Raw genomic sequence first — 15,430 nt, 5'->3', positions numbered from 1 at the left:
TTCCAGCGGATCGACGGGGGCGGTCGGGGCTCAGCCCAGGACGGAGATCCGATCCACGGCGACGGTGGTGACCGTGGCCAGCCCACCGGCGAGGGCGTTGGTGCTGGCTTCGTAGAAGTCGATCGCCACCCGCGGCCAGAAGCCGATCACCAGGGTGGGCACCAGCAGGGTGAGGCCGATCATCAGCTCCCTGGGATTCATGTCCCCCACCACCGCGAGGGCGGGGATCCTGGGCCCGAAGAAGACGCGGCGGCAGAGGCTCAGCAGGTACACCGGGGTGAGCACCAGGCCGATCGCGGCGAGCACGATCGTGATCACCCGGAAGCCGATCGTGAAGCCGTCGTTGGCGGTCACGCCCAGAAACACGGTGATCTCGCTCACGAAGCCGCTCATGCCGGGCAGGGCCAGGGAGGCCAGGGAGCTGGCCAGGAAGAAGGCGAAGGTGATCGGCAGTGCCTTGGCCAGACCACCCATGTTGGGAATCGAGAGGGTCTTGGTGCGCTCGTAGAACACGCCGGTGATGAAGAACATGGCGGCGGCGATCAGACCATGGCTGATCATCTGGAGCATGGCGCCGCTCATGCCGAGGGCGTCGATGGCACCGATGCCGAGCAGCACGAAGCCCATGTGGCTCACCGAGCTGCAGGCGATGCGCCGCTTGACGTTGTCCTGAGCGAAGGCGTTGAGCGCGCCGTAGACGATGTTGACGATCCCGAGCACGACGAGCGCCGGTGCCAGGGTGAGGTGGGCTTCCGGCAGCATCTGCACGTTGAACCGCAGCAGCGCATAGCCCCCCATCTTGAGAAGCACGCCGGCCAGCAGCATCGACACCGGCGCATTCGCCTCGCCGTGGGCATCGGGCAGCCAGGTGTGGAGCGGGAACATCGGCAGCTTCACGCCGAAGCCGATCAGGAAGCCGAGGTAGCAGAGCAGCCCGAAGGCCCCGCCGGGACTCCGGGAGGCGAGCTCGGTGAGGTTGAAGCTGAACTCACCGGAGAAGGCCAGGGCGAGTCCGCTCACCAGGATGAGCAGCGAGGCCGTGGCGGTGTAGAGGATGAACTTGGTGGCCGCGTACTGGCGCTGCTGGCCGCCCCAGATGGCGATCAGCAGATAGACGGGCACCAGCTCGAGTTCCCACGCCAGGAAGAAGAGCAGGAAATCCTGCGAGAGGAACACCAGGCCCTGCGCCGACGCCTGCACGAGCATCAGCGCGAAGTAGAGACGGGTCTTGCGGTTGATGTTCCAGCTGGCGGCGACTGACAGCAGGGTGACCAGACCGGAGAGCACCACCAGCGGTGCCGAGAGCCCGTCGGCCCCCAGGGACCATTCCAGACCCAGTGCCGGCACCCAGCGCAGCCGCTCGACCAGCTGGAGCTGGCTGAGGGAGCCATCGAAGTGCTGGCTGAAGCAGACCACCATCAGGCCCAGGTCCACCGCCAGGGCGCCGAGGGCCAGGGTGCGGGGCCAGCGGGGGTCGTTGCCATCCCCCGGCAGCAGGGGCATGAGCAGGGCCACCGCGGCCGGGAGCAGAACGATCAGGCTCAGCCAGGGAAAGGCAGCTCCTCCCGGGGAGTCGGGTACGGACGCGGCCATCAGAGCCAGGTTGGCGTCCATTCCGATCCCCTCACTCATGGCGAAGCGTTGATGGCCATGAACTTATCAGTCTCACCCTGCCAGCTGGGTAGATCTACTCATGCTGGGCGGGTCTGATCCGGCAGCGGCTCCCAGCGGCTGCCCTCGTGCTGCACGCTCAGCACCTCCGAACGGGATTCCACCCCGGCGCGGTGCCAGGCGCGCACCATCGCCTGGCTCACCGGCTGGGCCACCTCCCGGCGGCAGAGGGCGAGCAGGCTGGGGCCGGCGCCGCTGATCACGCATCCCCAGGCCCCCGCCTCGAGGGCGGCCTCCCGGACCTGCCGGCCTCCGGCGATCAGCCCCCAGCGGTAGGGCTCGTGCAGCCGGTCGTGCATCCCGTCGGTGATCAGGTCGCCGTTGCCGGTCCGCAACCCCTGCAGCAGCAGGGTCAGGGCACCCAGATTGATCACCGCGTCACCCACCGGAATGGCCTTGGGCATCGCCCGCCGCGCCTCGCTCGTCGTCAGGCGGATCGCAGGGATCGCCACCACCGCCACCACATCGGGCGACCATTCGCAGCGCACCACGCGCCAGCGATGGGAGGCGGCCTTGGCCGTCATGCAGAGGCCGCCCACCAGGGAGGGCACCACGTTGTCGGGGTGGCCCTCGATGTCGATCGCCAGCTCCAGCAGTTTTTCCTTGCTGAGCGGTTCGCCCACCAGGGCATTGGCCCCCATCAGGCCCGCCACGATCGCGGTGGCGCTGCTGCCGAGACCCCGGGCGGGGGGGACCGCCAGCCGCACGCGGGCCTCCAGGCCGACGGGCTCCTCCTGGGCCTCCTTCCAGACCCGCTGGGCGGCGCGGTAGACGAGGTTGTCGGGCCCGCCGCGCAGATGGGCCCCTTCCGGCCCCTCGATGATCAGATCGAAGCGCTGGCTGCCGCCCTCGATGCAGCGCATCTGGAAGACGTTGTCGAGCTCCAGGGCGGCGCCCAGACAGTCGAAGCCTGGTCCCACATTCGCCGTGGTGGCAGGGACGTGAACGACGACCCCTTGGCCGACCCGGGGGCGCACCATGTGTTCAACACTGCTCGGCCCAGTGTCTCAGTTCACCCGCCGGCCGACCGGGGGCATTGTCGGCACGTCCAGCCCATCAGCACCGCCAGTTGATGAGCACCGCCAGGTCATGAGCACAGCTAGGTCATGAGCACCGCTAGTTCATCAGCATCCGCGCCCGACAGGCGGCGCTGAACTGGCCGATGGCCGGATCCACCACGGCAGTGATCGGAATCGGTTCGAGCACGCGTCCAAGTCGGCCCTTGGCCAGGAACGCCTGCCGGAAGCTCGGGCCGCGCAGGGCCTCGAGGAGCTTGCCGGCGGTGCCGCCGGCCAGCCAGATCCCACCGCGGCACAGCCCCGTCAGGGCGAGGTCACCGCAGACACTCCCGTAGGCGCCCAGCCACAGCTCCAGGGCCTCCGTGGCGAGGGGATCGCCACGGCCGGCGGCAGCGGCGACCGCCGCCGGCAGGTCCTCCGCCTCGCCGGCGAGGGGATGGTCGCCGGCCGGATGGCGGCAGTGCAGCAGCCAGCGCGCCACATGCCCCAGGCCGGTGCCGCTCACCACCCGCTCGATCGAGAGCCGCTCCAGCGCCAGATCGGCCAGCAGCCACTGCTTGAGCTCCCATTCGGCTGTGCTGCGCGGGGCGAATTCGCCATGGGCCGCCTCACTGGCCAGGGCCAACAGCGCCCCCTCGGCCGGGATCCCGAAGGCCACCCCGAGGCCCGTGCCGGCGCCCAGCACCAGCAAGGGCTCGCCGGCGATGCCCTGGCCGGGCTGGATCACGGCCTGCTGGTCGGCCTGGAGATGGGGCAAGCCATACACCAGCACGGCGAAGTCGTTGACCAGTTCCAGCCGGCCGATCCCCGTCCCGGCGGCGAGCCTGCTCTCGGAGAGCTGCCAGGGCAGGTTGGTGAGCCGGGCCGAGCCGCCCTCCACGGGGCCGGCCACCGCGAAGCAGGCGGCGGCGGGCAGGGGCTTCTGCCCCTGGCCAGGATCTCCAGACCCCTCGCTTCCGGCCAGGAAGTCGGCCACCATCGGCGCCAGGTCCGGCCACTCGGCGGAGACGTAGCGCTGGCTGGCCAGCAGCCGCAGTTCGCCGTGCGGCTCGGCGCTGTACAGGGCCAGCAGGGTTTTGGTGCCGCCGATGTCGCCGGCCAGCAGGGCGGCCATCTCAGGCTGTCGCCGCGGCGGGCAATCCCAGCCCGGCGGCCCGTTCCCCATTCGCCCGTCCGGCCGCCGCCAGCAGCGTGGCGAGGGGCACCGCCCCGAGGTCCCCGTCGCGACGGCTGCGCAGGCTCACCTGGCCCGACTCGGCCTCCTTGGCGCCGATCACCCCGAGCACCGGGATCTTCATCTGCTCGCCGGTGCGGATCAGCTTGCCGAGCCGGTCCCCGGAGTGGTCGATGCTCGCCCGCACCCCGGCGGCCCTGAGCTGCTCCAGCAACCTCTCGGCGAAGGGACGCACCTCGTCGGTGACCGGCAGCAGGCGGATCTGCTCCGGGGCGAGCCAGAAGGGGAAATCGCCGGCGTAGTTCTCGGTCATGATCCCGAAGAACCGTTCCAGCGAGCCGAAAATGGCCCGGTGGATCATGATCGGCCTCTGGCGGCTGCCATCGGCCGCCACGTACTCGAGCGCGAAGCGCTCCGGCAGGTTGAAGTCCAGCTGGATGGTGGAGCACTGCCACATCCGGCCGATGGCGTCCTCGATCTTGAGGTCGATCTTGGGACCGTAGAAGGCGCCACCCCCCTCGTCGACCTTGTAGGCCCAGCCCTTGCGGTTCAGGGCCTCGATCAGCCCCTGGGTGGCCAGCTCCCAGACGGCGTCCTCGCCGATCGATTTCTCGGGGCGGGTGGAGAGGTTGATCTCGTAGCTGCGGAAGTCGAAGGCCGAGAGAATCTGCTCGGTGAGATCGAGGATCGCCAGGATTTCGTCCGTGATCTGCTCCGGCAGGCAGAACACGTGGGCGTCGTCCTGGGTGAAGCCGCGCACCCGCATCAGGCCGTGCATCACCCCCGGGCGCTCATAGCGGTACACGGTGCCCAGCTCGGCCCAGCGGATCGGCAGTTCCCGGTAGCTGCGCAGGGTGCTGGCGTAGGTCAGCACATGGAAGGGGCAGTTCATCGGCTTGAGCTGGTACTGCCGCTCATCCACCTGCATCGGGCCGAACATGCTCTCGCTGTAGAAGTCCAGGTGGCCGGAGGTCTTCCACAGGCTGATGTCGGCCACGTGGGGGGTGTAGAGCAGCTCGTAGCCGGCGGCGAAGTGCAGCTCCCGCCAGAGGTCCTCGATCAACAGGCGCATGCGGGCGCCGCGGGGATGCCAGAACACCAGACCGGCGCCCGCCTCATCCTCGATCGAGAACAACTCGAGATCGGTGCCGAGACGGCGGTGGTCACGCCGCAGGGCCTCCGCCTTGCGCCGCTGGTGCTCGGCCAGCTGCTCGGGGGTCTCCCAGGCGGTGCCGTAGATGCGCTGCAGCTGGGCGTTGTGTTCATCGCCGCGCCAGTAGGCGCCGGCCACGCTCTCCAGCTCGAAGGCCTTGGCATTCAGCTCGCCGGTGTGGGCCACGTGGGGCCCGGCGCAGAGGTCCCACCACTCCTCGCCCAGGGTGTACAGGGTGATCGGTTCGGTGATGCCCGCCAGGATCTCCAGCTTGTAGGGCTCGTTCTGGGCCCTGATCCGGCTTTCGGCCTCAGCGCGGCTCACCTCGATCCGCTCGAGCGGCAACTTCCTGTTGATGATCTTGATCATCTCCTTCTTGATGGCCTTGAGATCGGCCTCGGTGAAGGCATCGGGGCTGTCGAAGTCGTAATAGAAGCCGTTCTCGGTCCAGGGACCGATGGTCACCTGCGCCTTGGGAAACAGTTTCTGCACCGCCATGGCCATCACGTGGCTCATGGAATGGCGGATGCGCAGCAGTGGCTCGCTCTCGCTCGTCTTCGGCAGCTGAACCGCAGGGGTGGGGGAGGGTGGCCCCGCGGCGGCTCGGCTCGGCTGCACACCCGGCGCTTCCTGGGAGGGATGGGACGCGGGCGCGGAGGCGGGCACTGGCAGCGGAGGCAACGGCGAAAGCCGATCCTACGCAGCCCTTCTAGGCTGATCCGATGAGCCCTTCGCCCTCCCCCCAGGAGCCTGCGGCTGACCTGCTGGAGCACCTGCTGGGGTCGCTCCTGGCCGATTTCCGCGTCTGGTTCAGTCGGGGTGAGTTGCTGCTCGATCTCTGCCCGGACAGTGTGATGGGGGCGGAGCAGCGGCAGGCCCTGCGCGAGAGCCTGGCCGAGGCCAGCCGCCAACTGGCCGCCGCCACGAGCCTGCGCCGCGCCGTGCCGGTGCCCATGGCCCTCGGCATGGACTCCCTGGCGCCCTGGCATCAGCTGGTGATGCGGGTGTGGTCCCTCTCCGCCTGTCTGCGTCGCAGCGGCGTGGATCTGCCGCCCATGGACTGGCCCGCTCTGCCCTCCATGCCGGGGGGAATGCTGTCCCCTGATCCGCGCCTGGACCCTCCAGGCCGGGAGGATGGGCCTGGCCCCGGCCCTTCCTGAGCCGTTGTCGCCCTGGACCGCACCATGAGACCCCGGACAGCACTGTGAGACCCCGGACAGCACCGTGAGACCCCAGAGCCTGGCCCGGCTGGAACGCCGCCACCTCGGCATGGCCTACCTGCTCTGGGCCCTGGGGCTGGTGGGGGTCTGCGGCCTGCAGCGCTTCTACAACCGCAAGCCCCTGAGCGGCACCCTCTACCTGCTCACCTTCGGTCTGTGCTTCCTCGGCCAGCTGGTGGATCTGCTGCTCATGCCCGAGCTGGTGGAGCAGGCCAACGTCGTGCCGGCCCTGCGGGGCTCGGGCACCTCCGCGGAGATCCAGCTGCTCCAGCTCGCCCGCCGCAGCGGTGAGCGGGGCTTCACCCTCAATGATGCGGTCCTGGAGGTGCAACCCCAGGGGGGGCTCGAGAGCGAGCAGCTGCGTCGCGAGATCGAGAAGCTGCTCCATGCCCATCTCCTGGATGTGGGCAACGACGAGCGGGGCCGGGTGGTTTACCGGGAGCCCTGAGTTCCTAGCCAGGAGTCCCTCCCCGCAGGGGTGGCTCAGGTGGCCGCGGACTGCCGGGCGCGGACCAGGGCGATCCGGTAGAAGTTGAGCAGCTCGTAGCGGCTCTTCACCGGCTGGCCGTAATAGCTGCCGCCATGGCGGGCGGGCAGGGAGGCCCACTCCGGAGCCAGCCGTGCCATCACCTCCGTGCCCAGCCCCTGCTGATCGAACAGCTGCAGGGCGCGGCGCCGCTGGATCAGGTGGAGGGCGGCCTGGTCCTGGTTGTGGGGCTCGAAGCTCCGCAGCCTGAGCCGCCTGGAGACTTCGTGCCAGGTCCCGGGCAGGAACTGGTAGGCCCCGGCGGCCGCACTGGTGTAGCGCCGCCGCACGGTGATCTCGGGATGCCGCGCGAGGCTGGCGAACAGGCCACCCCCGTAGAGCACCCGGTAGCCCTCGGGCCTGCCGTCCTTCCAGGTGCCTTCCGCGAAGCGGATCGTCTCCAGCAGGGCCCGGCGTTCCGGGGTGATCGCGTAGGGCCCCGAGCCCTGCTGCACCGTTTGGGTGGCCGCCAGCTTCGCAGGACCGCCGGGCAGGGTGGCAGACGCGGCCAGGGGCGTGGGAAGGACTGCAGCCAGGCAGAGGGCCAGGGCCATCGGCCGGTTGCTGGTTGCGCGGCGGCTTGGCTTGGGAGCGGAAACGGTCAGACCCGGATCAGGCGAGTCGGGCCAAGCTGATGAATGGGGGGTCACGGCGGCCACCCCCATGGGGTGGGGGGTGGACAAGGCCGTCGTGTTGTGCTTGCAGAGAGGCGTTCAGGCTGAGTCTCAGGCGTCAGGCCTGAGAGTCACTGGTTTTCCGCGTCGATGGCGTCGACGCGGGCCCGTCACTGGCGAGACCAGCTCCAGCGCGGGGATGGATCAGATCGGCTGATCAATCATGAACAGACTGTTAAGCGGCTCGGGCTCGATCCCCTGGCCCCGGCGGCAGAAAGCCGAGGCTCGCGCGCACCCGCTCGAGCGTGGCCCCGGCCACCGCGGCGGCCCGTTCGCGGCCCTCGGCCAGCACGTCGTGGAGCAGGGCGGGCTCGGCCCGCAGCTCCTGGTAGCGCTGCTGCACGGGCCGGAGCGCCTCGATGGTGGCTTCCGCCAGGAGGGGCTTGAACCTCCCCCATCCCATGGCGGCGCAGTCGGTGGCGGCGCGCTCCCGTCCGAGCCCGCTGAGCGCGGCGTAGAGGCCCAGCAGATTGTCCGCCTCCGGCCGCTCCGGATTGCCGAATTCCAGCCCCATGGTGGGATCGGTCTTGGCTCGCTTGATCTTCCGCGTGATCAGCTCGGGGGGGTCCAGCAGGGTGATCCGCGATCCCTCGTTGGGATCGCTCTTGCTCATCTTGCTGCGGCCATCGGTGAGGCTCATGACCCGGGCTCCCTCGCTGAGGATCAGCGGCTCGGGCACCTTGAGGATGGAGAGGACCTCACCGGCGCCGTCCCGCTCCCCGAAGCGGGCGTTGATGCGTTGCTGGGCGATGTCGCGGGCCAGCTCCAGGTGCTGTTTCTGGTCTTCACCGACCGGAACGAGATCGGCGTCATACAGAAGGATGTCCGCCGCCATCAGCACCGGATAGTCGAGCAGGCCCGCCGAGACCTGGTCGCCCTGTTTGACGGCCTTCTCCTTGAACTGGATCATCCGCTCCAGCCAGTTGAGCGGCGTGACGCAGTTCAGCAGCCAGCAGAGTTCGCTGTGGGCCGGCACGTGGCTCTGCACGAACACGGTGGAGCGGGCCGGATCGATCCCGCAGGCCAGGTAGAGAGCCGCCGTGGTCAGCGTGTCCTCCGCCAGCTGGCCGGGCTGATGGGGCACGGTGATCGCATGGAGATCCACCACACAGAAGAAGGTGTCGTGGCTTGCCTGGAGGCCGACCCAGTTGCGGATGGCTCCGAGCCAGTTGCCCAGATGCAGGGCGCCGGTGGGCTGGACACCGGAGAGAACCCGCGGTCTGGCCATGGCGATCAGCTCTCCTTGGCGGTGTCGTCGGCAGGAGCCGCGTCTTCTGCAGGAGCGGCGTCGGCCGGGGCCTCGCCCACCGGCGCTTCCCCAGGGGCTGGGCTCTGGTCGGTGTCTCCCTGCTCGGCAGCTCCGTCCTGGGCAGCTCCGTCCTCGGCAGGGGCGACGGCGGGCCTGGGCTTGCTGGGCCGGGCGAAGGGATCCACCCTGGGGGCCCGTTCCGGACGGGGACCGCGGCCCTCCCCAGCCGCAGGCCGGCGGGTGCCGCGGGCACCCTCCCGGCCCTGGGGCTGGTTGCGGACCTCGGCCACCAGTTCGTCGAGCTTGCCCTCCTCGATCAGCTGGGCGATCGTGCGGACCGCGAAGCCGAGCACGGCCACGGTCGAGCGCAGCCGGAAGGTCTCCTGCACGGTGCGCGCAGCCCGCATCTCGTTGTCACTCAGACGGATGCGGAAGCCACCAGGCTCCCGATGGCCCCCAGGCTCGCGCTGTCCACCAGCTCTGCCGCCGTGGGGCTGGGGCGTGCTCGTTTCGTCAGCCATGGCGGCCATCTTGGAGTCAGGCGCAAGTGTGCCGCATCGACTGGCGCCGGGGCTGGAGCCAATGGATCTGATGGGCTTCGCCGCTGCCGTGGCGCGCCGTGACCAGCAGGGGCAGTGCCCGGGGGGCGGTCCGCTGCAGTTCAGCCCGGTAGCGCTCGACCAGGGCCAGATAGCGCGCCAGTGTCCAGTGGCCATTGCCGGCGTCCTGCCGCTCCCAGTAGCGGCGCAGAGCGTCCTGGCAGGAGGCCGCCCCGTACTCCTGCCAGCAGAGCAGCTGGGCCTGCCAGGGCTCGAGACCGCCGCACAGCAGGGAGCGGTAATGGACGAGTTCGGGTGCCTCGGCGCTGGCATCGGGGGGGAGTTCGCGGGCCAGGGCTTCGATCGGCACGGCGCGCAGACGCAACCAGCAGCGCTCCAGCAGCACCACCGGCAGGTCGCCCCGCCACTGCGTCGCCGCGTCGAGTTCCCGCTGCCAGCTCCGCAGCCGACGCCACTGCTGCGGCGTCAGGTCGGGCAAGGTCTCAGCCATGGGTCCCCCGGAAGGTGATCTGGCTGCTGGCGTATTCCCTGGGCTCCATGTGGATCGTGCAGCGCACCGGCCCGAAGCGGGCCTCCAGGTGCTCCTCCACGAGTTCGGTGATTCGATGGGCGGTCGGCAGGTCCTCGGCCTCCACCACCATGTGCATGTCGATGAACACCAGCTGTCCGATCACACCGCGGCTGGCGATGTCATGGCAGTTCAGCACGCCGGGGATGGCCATGGCCACGGCGTGGATGGCCTCGGGCGCGATGGCGATCTGATCGACCAGCTGGGGCAGGTTGCGGCGCAGGAGCTGCCAGCCCTGGCGCAGCAGCAGCAGGGCGATCGCCACGGCCAGGGCGGTGTCGATCCAGCCGATGCGGTTGAGGGCCGGGAGGCCGAGGCTGGCTAGCACCAGAGTGGACAGGGCGAGTGGCCCGGCCCGGCCGCTGGCCCGGCGGCCCGGTCCCCCGGCCGCGAGCACGGCCTGGAGGGCCAGGCTGACCAGCAGCAGCACGAGGCTCCCGATCCCCAGGCCCGGCGCTGCCGGACCGGCGATGAGCCGCGTCGTGGCGGCCTGCAGGATCTCGACGCCGGCGAACAGCACCAGGGCGGCGCTGGCCAGGGCCCCCACCGTGCGGAATTTCTGGTGCCCGTAGGGATGGTCCCGGTCGGGACGGGGATTGGACAGACCGCCGGCCGCCACCCCCGCCAGGGCGATCAGGGCGTCCAGGCCGCTCTGCAGGGCATCGGCCAGCAGGGCCAGCGATCCGCTCCCCAGGCCCACGGCGAACCTCACGACGCTGATGGCCAGGCTTCCCACCACGCTGGGGGTGAGCTCGCCGCTAAGGCCACCGGTCAGCCCATCGGAACGGACCCGTGACCGGGCGTCCGGCGACCCGGGGCCTGGGCTCGTCACCGCTGGAGCCTGCATCTGCCCCCACGCTATTGGCAATCCGGGTGGGCGTGCAGGGCTGGGTGAGCTAAAGATGCTCAGCGCTTTGGTGCCGCGTTGACGCCGCCGTCCGGCCAGCCCCCGTCCTCCTCTCCAGCCCTGCCGATTCCCGGACGCCTGCTCGCCGCAGGGATCTCCCGCTGGTGGCCCGCCGGCGCGGCCGTCCTGGTCGGCGGTGTGGCCCTCGACGGCCTGGGCCATCTGCTCCACCTCCCCCTGGCCTCCGCCTCCACCGGCGTGCTGGCCCTCGCCGCCGGCTGGTGGTTCCTGCGGCGCCCCCGCCCCCCGGCCGGTCCCCCCCCCACCGATGTGACCGGCTGGCTCCAGCGCCTTGAAGGTCTCCAGGAGCAGTTCCAGGACCTCGACCCCGAGGGCCACGCGGCCTCCCAGCAACGTGCCCTGACCCTGGCGGACCAGCGCCGCCTGCTGGAGCGCGCCGGACTCACCGTGGGAGTGGCGGGCACTTCGGCGATCGCCGAGCCCTGGCAGCAGCAGTTCGCTGAGGCCCTGCGCGGCGCCCAGACCCTCACCCTGCTCTGGGGCAGGCCCCTGCCGAGCTGGAGCGAGGACTGGCAATGGCCCGAACCCTTCGCGGCCTGCGACTTTCTCGTCTATGCCCTGAGCACGCCGCTCTCGGCGGCTGACCTGCGCTGGCTCGAGGCCCTGCCCGCCGCCCTGCCGGTCTGCCTGCTGGTCGATGGCGGCGCCGGCGCCGATCCCACCGGCCTGCGGGCCGAACTGGAAGCCCAACTGGCACGCCGGCCGGACCGGGAGGTGCTGTTCTGGCACCCCGGGCCCGGCAGTCTCGAGCCCCGGCGCACCCTGGAACCCCTGCTCATGCCCCTGGCCGAGCGGCTGAGCCGCGAGGCCGCCCAGCTGCGCCGGCAACGCCAGCTGCGCTGTCTCCAGGGCCTGCACAGCCACTGGCAGGCCGAGCTCGAGGCCATGCGCCGCCGTCGTTTCCAGGGACTGCAGCAACGCACCCAGTGGGTGGTGGCCGCCGCCGTGGTGGCCGCCCCCCTGCCGAGCCTGGATCTGCTCGTGCTCGCGGTGGCCAACGGCCTGATGGTGCAGGAGATGGCCCGCCTCTGGCACTGCTCCTGGACACCCGAGCAGCTGCGGGCGACGGCCACCGAGCTGGCCAAGGCCTCCCTGGCCCTCGGGGTGGTGGAGTGGAGCACCCAGGCCCTGGCCTCCCTGATTCGCTGGCATGGGGCCACCTGGCTGGTCGGCAGTGCCATCCAGGCCCTCAGCGCGGCCTACCTCACCCGCGTGGTCGGCCGTGCCATGGCCGATACCCTGGCCCGTTCCGCCGGCGTCAGTGAGCCGGACCTCGAACGTCTCCGTCGGGAGGCCCCGTTGCTGGTGGCCCAGGCCGCCGATGCCGAGAAGCTGGACTGGGGGGCCTTCCTGCAGCAGGGGCGGCAGTGGCTGGCGACCCAGGCGGCGGTCTCGCCGGCCCGGACCTGAAGGCGTTAGGCCCCCTACCTGGGTTCCAGGTCGTGCTCAAGGGTCGTCTGAATGGACGGCTGAAGGGACGGTGGGCGGCCGCAGTGGCATGTAAAGGAACCTGAAGCTGCTCGACGATTGATGTCCAGACCGTGCCTTCCGGCGCTTTTTACGTAGCGTTTTGTTGGTTCAGCTCAGGCAAGCGGCCTCCCCCGGGAAGCGTCTTTCCTGAATGGGCTCCTGTTCTCATCCTCCTTTCAAGGGCTTCTTCCATGACCACTGCTGCGCGCAGCAGCCGTGCAGAAAGCTGGGAAAGCTTCTGCCAGTGGATCACCTCCACCAACAACCGCATCTATGTCGGTTGGTTCGGTGTGCTGATGATTCCCTGCCTTCTGGCTGCGACCATCTGCTTCATCGTGGCGTTCATCGCCGCTCCCCCTGTCGACATCGACGGCATCCGCGAGCCCGTGGCCGGCTCGTTCCTCTACGGCAACAACATCATCTCCGGTGCTGTGGTGCCCTCCAGCAACGCCATCGGCCTGCACTTCTACCCCATCTGGGAAGCTGCCTCCCTCGATGAGTGGCTGTACAACGGCGGCCCCTACCAGCTGGTGGTCTTCCACTTCCTGATCGGCATTTCCTGTTACCTGGGCCGTCAGTGGGAACTGAGCTACCGCCTCGGCATGCGTCCCTGGATCTGCATCGCCTACAGCGCTCCGCTCTCAGCCGCGTTCGCTGTGTTCCTGGTCTACCCCTTCGGTCAGGGCTCCTTCTCCGACGGCATGCCCCTCGGCATCAGCGGCACCTTCAACTTCATGCTGGTGTTCCAGGCCGAGCACAACATCCTGATGCACCCCTTCCACATGCTGGGCGTGGCCGGTGTGTTCGGAGGCAGCCTCTTCTCGGCCATGCATGGCTCGCTGGTGACCTCCTCGCTGCTGCGGGAGACCACCGAGAGCGAGAGCCAGAACTACGGCTACAAGTTCGGCCAGGAGGAGGAGACCTACAACATCGTGGCTGCCCACGGTTACTTCGGTCGCCTGATCTTCCAATACGCCAGCTTCAACAACAGCCGCAGCCTGCACTTCTTCCTGGCTGCCTGGCCGGTGGTGGGCATCTGGTTCACCGCCCTGGGCGTGAGCACGATGGCGTTCAACCTGAACGGCTTCAACTTCAACCAGTCGATCCTGGATGCCCAGGGCAAGGTGCTGCCCACCTGGGCTGACGTGATCAACCGTGCCAACCTCGGCATGGAAGTGATGCACGAGCGCAACGCCCACAACTTCCCGCTCGACCTGGCGGCCGTGCAGACCACCCCGGTGGCCATGACGGCCCCCATCACCGCCCCGGTGATCGGCTGATCCTCAGCTCCGCTGAAGCTTCGCTGATCAGCACCCCCGTCGACCGCTTCGCCCCCGAATGTCGACGGGTTTCGCAGACCTTCCAGCCCCCGCTTCGGCGGGGGCTTTCGTTTAGCTTTTCGGGATGACCTCGGATCAGGGCCAGCCAGGGCAAACTCTCCGATTCCCTGCCGGTGCCACCCGGTCCCAGTCAGCAGCCGTCCGCAGGCACGCCTCCTCCGGCTCCTCCACGGCGCCCGTGCCTCTGAAGTCCAGGGCGGCCGCCGGGCTTCTGGTGCTCGCCATGGCCCTGGCGGGCTGCCAGCCGCCCCAGTCCAGCCAGCCAGCGGATGGCAGGCCGCTGGTGCTCACCACCTTCACCGTGCTGGCCGACATGGCCCGCCATGTGGCCGGCGACCGCCTCCGGGTGGAATCGATCACCAAGCTGGGGGCCGAGATCCATGGCTATGAGCCCACCCCCAGTGATCTCCAGCGGGTCGCGGATGCCCAGCTGGTGCTCGAGAACGGTTTCGGGGTGGATCAGTGGGCCCGCCGCTTCTATGCCGGCCAGCGGCAGCTCCAGACCGCCACCCTCACCGAGGGCATCACGCCCCTGCCGATCGCGGAGGACGCCTACGCCGGCAGGTCGAACCCCCACGCCTGGATGTCGCCCCGGCTCGCCGAGGTCTACATCGAGAACATCCGCCAGGCCTTCACCCGCCTGGACCCGGCCAGCGCCGACACCTACCGCCGCAACGCCGACGCCTACCGCGCCCAGCTCCGGGAGCTGGACCGGCAGCTGCGCACGGCGCTGGATGCCCTGCCCCCCGGCCAGCGGGTGCTCGCGACCTGCGAGGGGGCGTTCAGTTACCTGGCCCGCGACTACGGACTCACCGAGGCCTACCTCTGGCCGGTGAACGCGGAATCCCAGGTCACACCCCAGCGCATGGCCCGACTGATCGCGCTGGTGCGGGAGCGCCGGGTGCCGGCCGTGTTTTGCGAGAGCACGGTCAGTGCCGAGCCGCAGCAGCAGGTCGCCCGGGAGACCGGCGCCCGCTTCGGGGGGGTGTTCTACGTTGATTCCCTCTCCGGTCCCGGCGGTCCGGCGCCAACCCTGATCGACCTGCAACGCCACAACGTCAGCACCCTCGTGGCTGGACTTCAGGGGTCGGGCTCGTGAGCGTGCTGCCCCCAGCGGCTCCCTCGGACGCGCTCCTGAGCGCCGCCGACCGCATCGTGGTGGAGCACCTCTGCGTCGACTACCACGGCACCGTGGCGCTTCACGATGCCTCCCTGCGGGTGCGCGCCGGCAGCATCTGCGGGCTGGTCGGCATGAACGGGGCCGGCAAGTCGACCCTCTTCAAAGCCCTGATGGGTTTCGTGCGGCCCTCCCGCGGCAGCATCACGATCAATGGGGCGTCCCTGAACCAGGCCCGCCGGGACCAGTCGGTGGCCTATGTGCCCCAGATGGAGAGCGTGGACTGGAACTTCCCGGTCGATGTGGCCAATGTGGTGATGATGGGCCGCTACGGCCGGATGAATCCCCTGCGGATCCCCCGCCCCAGCGACCACCGGGCTGTGCAGGACAGCCTCGAGCGGGTGGATCTCTGGCCCCTGCGGCACCGGCAGATCGGCCAGCTCTCCGGCGGCCAGCGCAAGCGGGCCTTCGTGGCCCGTGCCCTGGCCCAGGGGGCTTCGGTGCTGCTGCTGGATGAACCGTTCAACGGCGTCGACATCCGCACCGAGTGCCTGCTGGTGGATCTGTTCGAGGCGTTCCGCAACGACGGGCGCACCCTGCTGATCTCCACCCATGACATGGCCCATGTGCGGGGCTTCTGTGACCAGGTGGTGCTGATCAACAAGACCGTGCTGGCCTACGGCGAGACCAGTGAGGTCTTCACCGAGGAGAACCTGGCCCGGACCTTCGGCGGTCTCACGGTGGAGGGCTGAATGGAGCCC

15 protein-coding genes are annotated in these 15,430 nt (G+C 69.7%); 6 read left to right on the top strand and 9 right to left on the bottom strand.

Annotated elements, in window-relative coordinates; genetic code table 11:
* Nucleotides 1-30: 30 nt before the first annotated feature.
* The 4 genes from ACLNEE_RS01530 to thrS form a co-directional block, all read right to left on the bottom strand.
* Entirely contained in the window at nt 31-1,632 is a 1,602-nt protein-coding gene (locus ACLNEE_RS01530; RefSeq protein WP_411424121.1) for an NAD(P)H-quinone oxidoreductase subunit 4, read from the bottom strand.
* Between the two features lie 59 nt (nt 1,633-1,691).
* Nucleotides 1,692-2,651 (bottom strand): homoserine kinase, encoded by a 960-nt coding sequence (gene thrB, locus ACLNEE_RS01525; protein ID WP_411424120.1) that lies wholly within the window; start codon nt 2,649-2,651, stop codon nt 1,692-1,694.
* A gap of 136 nt (nt 2,652-2,787) precedes the next feature.
* Nucleotides 2,788-3,804, bottom strand: a complete 1,017-nt coding sequence (glk, locus tag ACLNEE_RS01520) for a glucokinase (RefSeq protein ID WP_411424119.1) — start codon at nt 3,802-3,804, stop codon at nt 2,788-2,790.
* Nucleotide 3,805: 1 nt separating this feature from the next.
* The gene (thrS, locus tag ACLNEE_RS01515) at nt 3,806-5,581 is read right to left on the bottom strand and encodes a threonine--tRNA ligase (RefSeq protein WP_411424128.1); all 1,776 of its coding nucleotides are present in this window, start codon (nt 5,579-5,581) and stop codon (nt 3,806-3,808) included.
* A gap of 158 nt (nt 5,582-5,739) precedes the next feature.
* On the opposite strand from thrS, the gene ACLNEE_RS01510 reads away from it, so the two are divergent.
* Both ACLNEE_RS01510 and ACLNEE_RS01505 read left to right on the top strand, forming a co-directional pair.
* Nucleotides 5,740-6,177 carry a DUF2605 family protein gene (locus ACLNEE_RS01510; protein ID WP_411424118.1) on the top strand — a complete coding sequence of 146 codons (438 nt, stop codon included), beginning with the start codon at nt 5,740-5,742 and terminating at the stop codon, nt 6,175-6,177.
* Between the two features lie 64 nt (nt 6,178-6,241).
* Nucleotides 6,242-6,685 carry a TM2 domain-containing protein gene (locus tag ACLNEE_RS01505; RefSeq protein WP_411424117.1) on the top strand — a complete coding sequence of 148 codons (444 nt, stop codon included), beginning with the start codon at nt 6,242-6,244 and terminating at the stop codon, nt 6,683-6,685.
* A 35-nt stretch (nt 6,686-6,720) separates the two neighbouring features.
* Here ACLNEE_RS01505 and ACLNEE_RS01500 read toward each other — a convergent pair whose 3' ends face one another.
* The 5 genes from ACLNEE_RS01500 to ACLNEE_RS01480 all read right to left on the bottom strand — a co-directional run bounded on the left by ACLNEE_RS01500 (nt 6,721) and on the right by ACLNEE_RS01480 (nt 10,646).
* The gene (locus ACLNEE_RS01500; protein WP_412006697.1) at nt 6,721-7,317 is read right to left on the bottom strand and encodes a glycoside hydrolase family 24 protein; all 597 of its coding nucleotides are present in this window, start codon (nt 7,315-7,317) and stop codon (nt 6,721-6,723) included.
* 295 nt (nt 7,318-7,612) lie between these two features.
* Complete coding sequence (gene trpS / locus ACLNEE_RS01495; RefSeq protein ID WP_411424115.1) at nt 7,613-8,665, bottom strand: tryptophan--tRNA ligase; 1,053 nt, start codon at nt 8,663-8,665, stop codon at nt 7,613-7,615.
* Nucleotides 8,666-8,670: 5 nt separating this feature from the next.
* Nucleotides 8,671-9,207 carry a hypothetical protein gene (locus tag ACLNEE_RS01490; protein WP_411424114.1) on the bottom strand — a complete coding sequence of 179 codons (537 nt, stop codon included), beginning with the start codon at nt 9,205-9,207 and terminating at the stop codon, nt 8,671-8,673.
* A gap of 16 nt (nt 9,208-9,223) precedes the next feature.
* The gene (locus tag ACLNEE_RS01485; protein WP_411424113.1) at nt 9,224-9,736 is read right to left on the bottom strand and encodes a hypothetical protein; all 513 of its coding nucleotides are present in this window, start codon (nt 9,734-9,736) and stop codon (nt 9,224-9,226) included.
* Nucleotides 9,729-10,646, bottom strand: coding sequence for a cation diffusion facilitator family transporter (locus ACLNEE_RS01480; protein ID WP_412006696.1), 918 nt, complete (start codon nt 10,644-10,646; stop codon nt 9,729-9,731). The genes ACLNEE_RS01485 and ACLNEE_RS01480 overlap by 8 nt, the downstream gene beginning before the upstream one ends.
* A 93-nt stretch (nt 10,647-10,739) precedes the next feature.
* Here ACLNEE_RS01480 and ACLNEE_RS01475 point away from each other — a divergent pair, with 93 nt between their 5' ends.
* The 4 genes from ACLNEE_RS01475 (at nt 10,740) to ACLNEE_RS01460 (ending at nt 15,421) form a co-directional block, all read left to right on the top strand.
* Nucleotides 10,740-12,152, top strand: coding sequence for a DUF697 domain-containing protein (locus ACLNEE_RS01475; protein ID WP_411423050.1), 1,413 nt, complete (start codon nt 10,740-10,742; stop codon nt 12,150-12,152).
* A 251-nt stretch (nt 12,153-12,403) separates the two neighbouring features.
* Nucleotides 12,404-13,492, top strand: coding sequence for a photosystem II q(b) protein (gene psbA, locus ACLNEE_RS01470; protein WP_411423051.1), 1,089 nt, complete (start codon nt 12,404-12,406; stop codon nt 13,490-13,492).
* A 238-nt stretch (nt 13,493-13,730) separates the two neighbouring features.
* Nucleotides 13,731-14,651, top strand: coding sequence for a metal ABC transporter substrate-binding protein (locus ACLNEE_RS01465; RefSeq protein WP_412006695.1), 921 nt, complete (start codon nt 13,731-13,733; stop codon nt 14,649-14,651).
* Nucleotides 14,648-15,421, top strand: a complete 774-nt coding sequence (locus ACLNEE_RS01460) for a metal ABC transporter ATP-binding protein (protein ID WP_411423053.1) — start codon at nt 14,648-14,650, stop codon at nt 15,419-15,421. Before ACLNEE_RS01465 ends, ACLNEE_RS01460 begins: the two co-directional genes overlap by 4 nt.
* Nucleotides 15,422-15,430 lie beyond the last annotated feature (9 nt).

The sequence above is a fragment of the Aphanothece stagnina RSMan2012 genome (assembly GCF_046764815.1).
Taxonomy (GTDB): Bacteria; Cyanobacteriota; Cyanobacteriia; order PCC-6307; family Cyanobiaceae; genus NIES-981.
The sequence above is the reverse complement of the archived record's forward strand: the minus strand, read 5'-3'. Positions and strand labels throughout refer to the sequence as shown.

What these genes read in the sequence shown, in the direction of transcription:
- ACLNEE_RS01490 (WP_411424114.1), bottom strand. Translation starts at nt 9,207, where the DNA reads ATGGCTGACGAAACGAGCACGCCCCAGCCCCACGGCGGCAGAGCTGGT.
- ACLNEE_RS01530 (WP_411424121.1), bottom strand. Translation starts at nt 1,632, where the DNA reads ATGAGTGAGGGGATCGGAATGGACGCCAACCTGGCTCTGATGGCCGCG.
- psbA (WP_411423051.1), top strand. Translation starts at nt 12,404, where the DNA reads ATGACCACTGCTGCGCGCAGCAGCCGTGCAGAAAGCTGGGAAAGCTTC.
- trpS (WP_411424115.1), bottom strand. Translation starts at nt 8,665, where the DNA reads ATGGCCAGACCGCGGGTTCTCTCCGGTGTCCAGCCCACCGGCGCCCTG.
- thrB (WP_411424120.1), bottom strand. Translation starts at nt 2,651, where the DNA reads ATGGTGCGCCCCCGGGTCGGCCAAGGGGTCGTCGTTCACGTCCCTGCC.
- glk (WP_411424119.1), bottom strand. Translation starts at nt 3,804, where the DNA reads ATGGCCGCCCTGCTGGCCGGCGACATCGGCGGCACCAAAACCCTGCTG.
- ACLNEE_RS01485 (WP_411424113.1), bottom strand. Translation starts at nt 9,736, where the DNA reads ATGGCTGAGACCTTGCCCGACCTGACGCCGCAGCAGTGGCGTCGGCTG.
- ACLNEE_RS01510 (WP_411424118.1), top strand. Translation starts at nt 5,740, where the DNA reads ATGAGCCCTTCGCCCTCCCCCCAGGAGCCTGCGGCTGACCTGCTGGAG.
- ACLNEE_RS01500 (WP_412006697.1), bottom strand. Translation starts at nt 7,317, where the DNA reads ATGGCCCTGGCCCTCTGCCTGGCTGCAGTCCTTCCCACGCCCCTGGCC.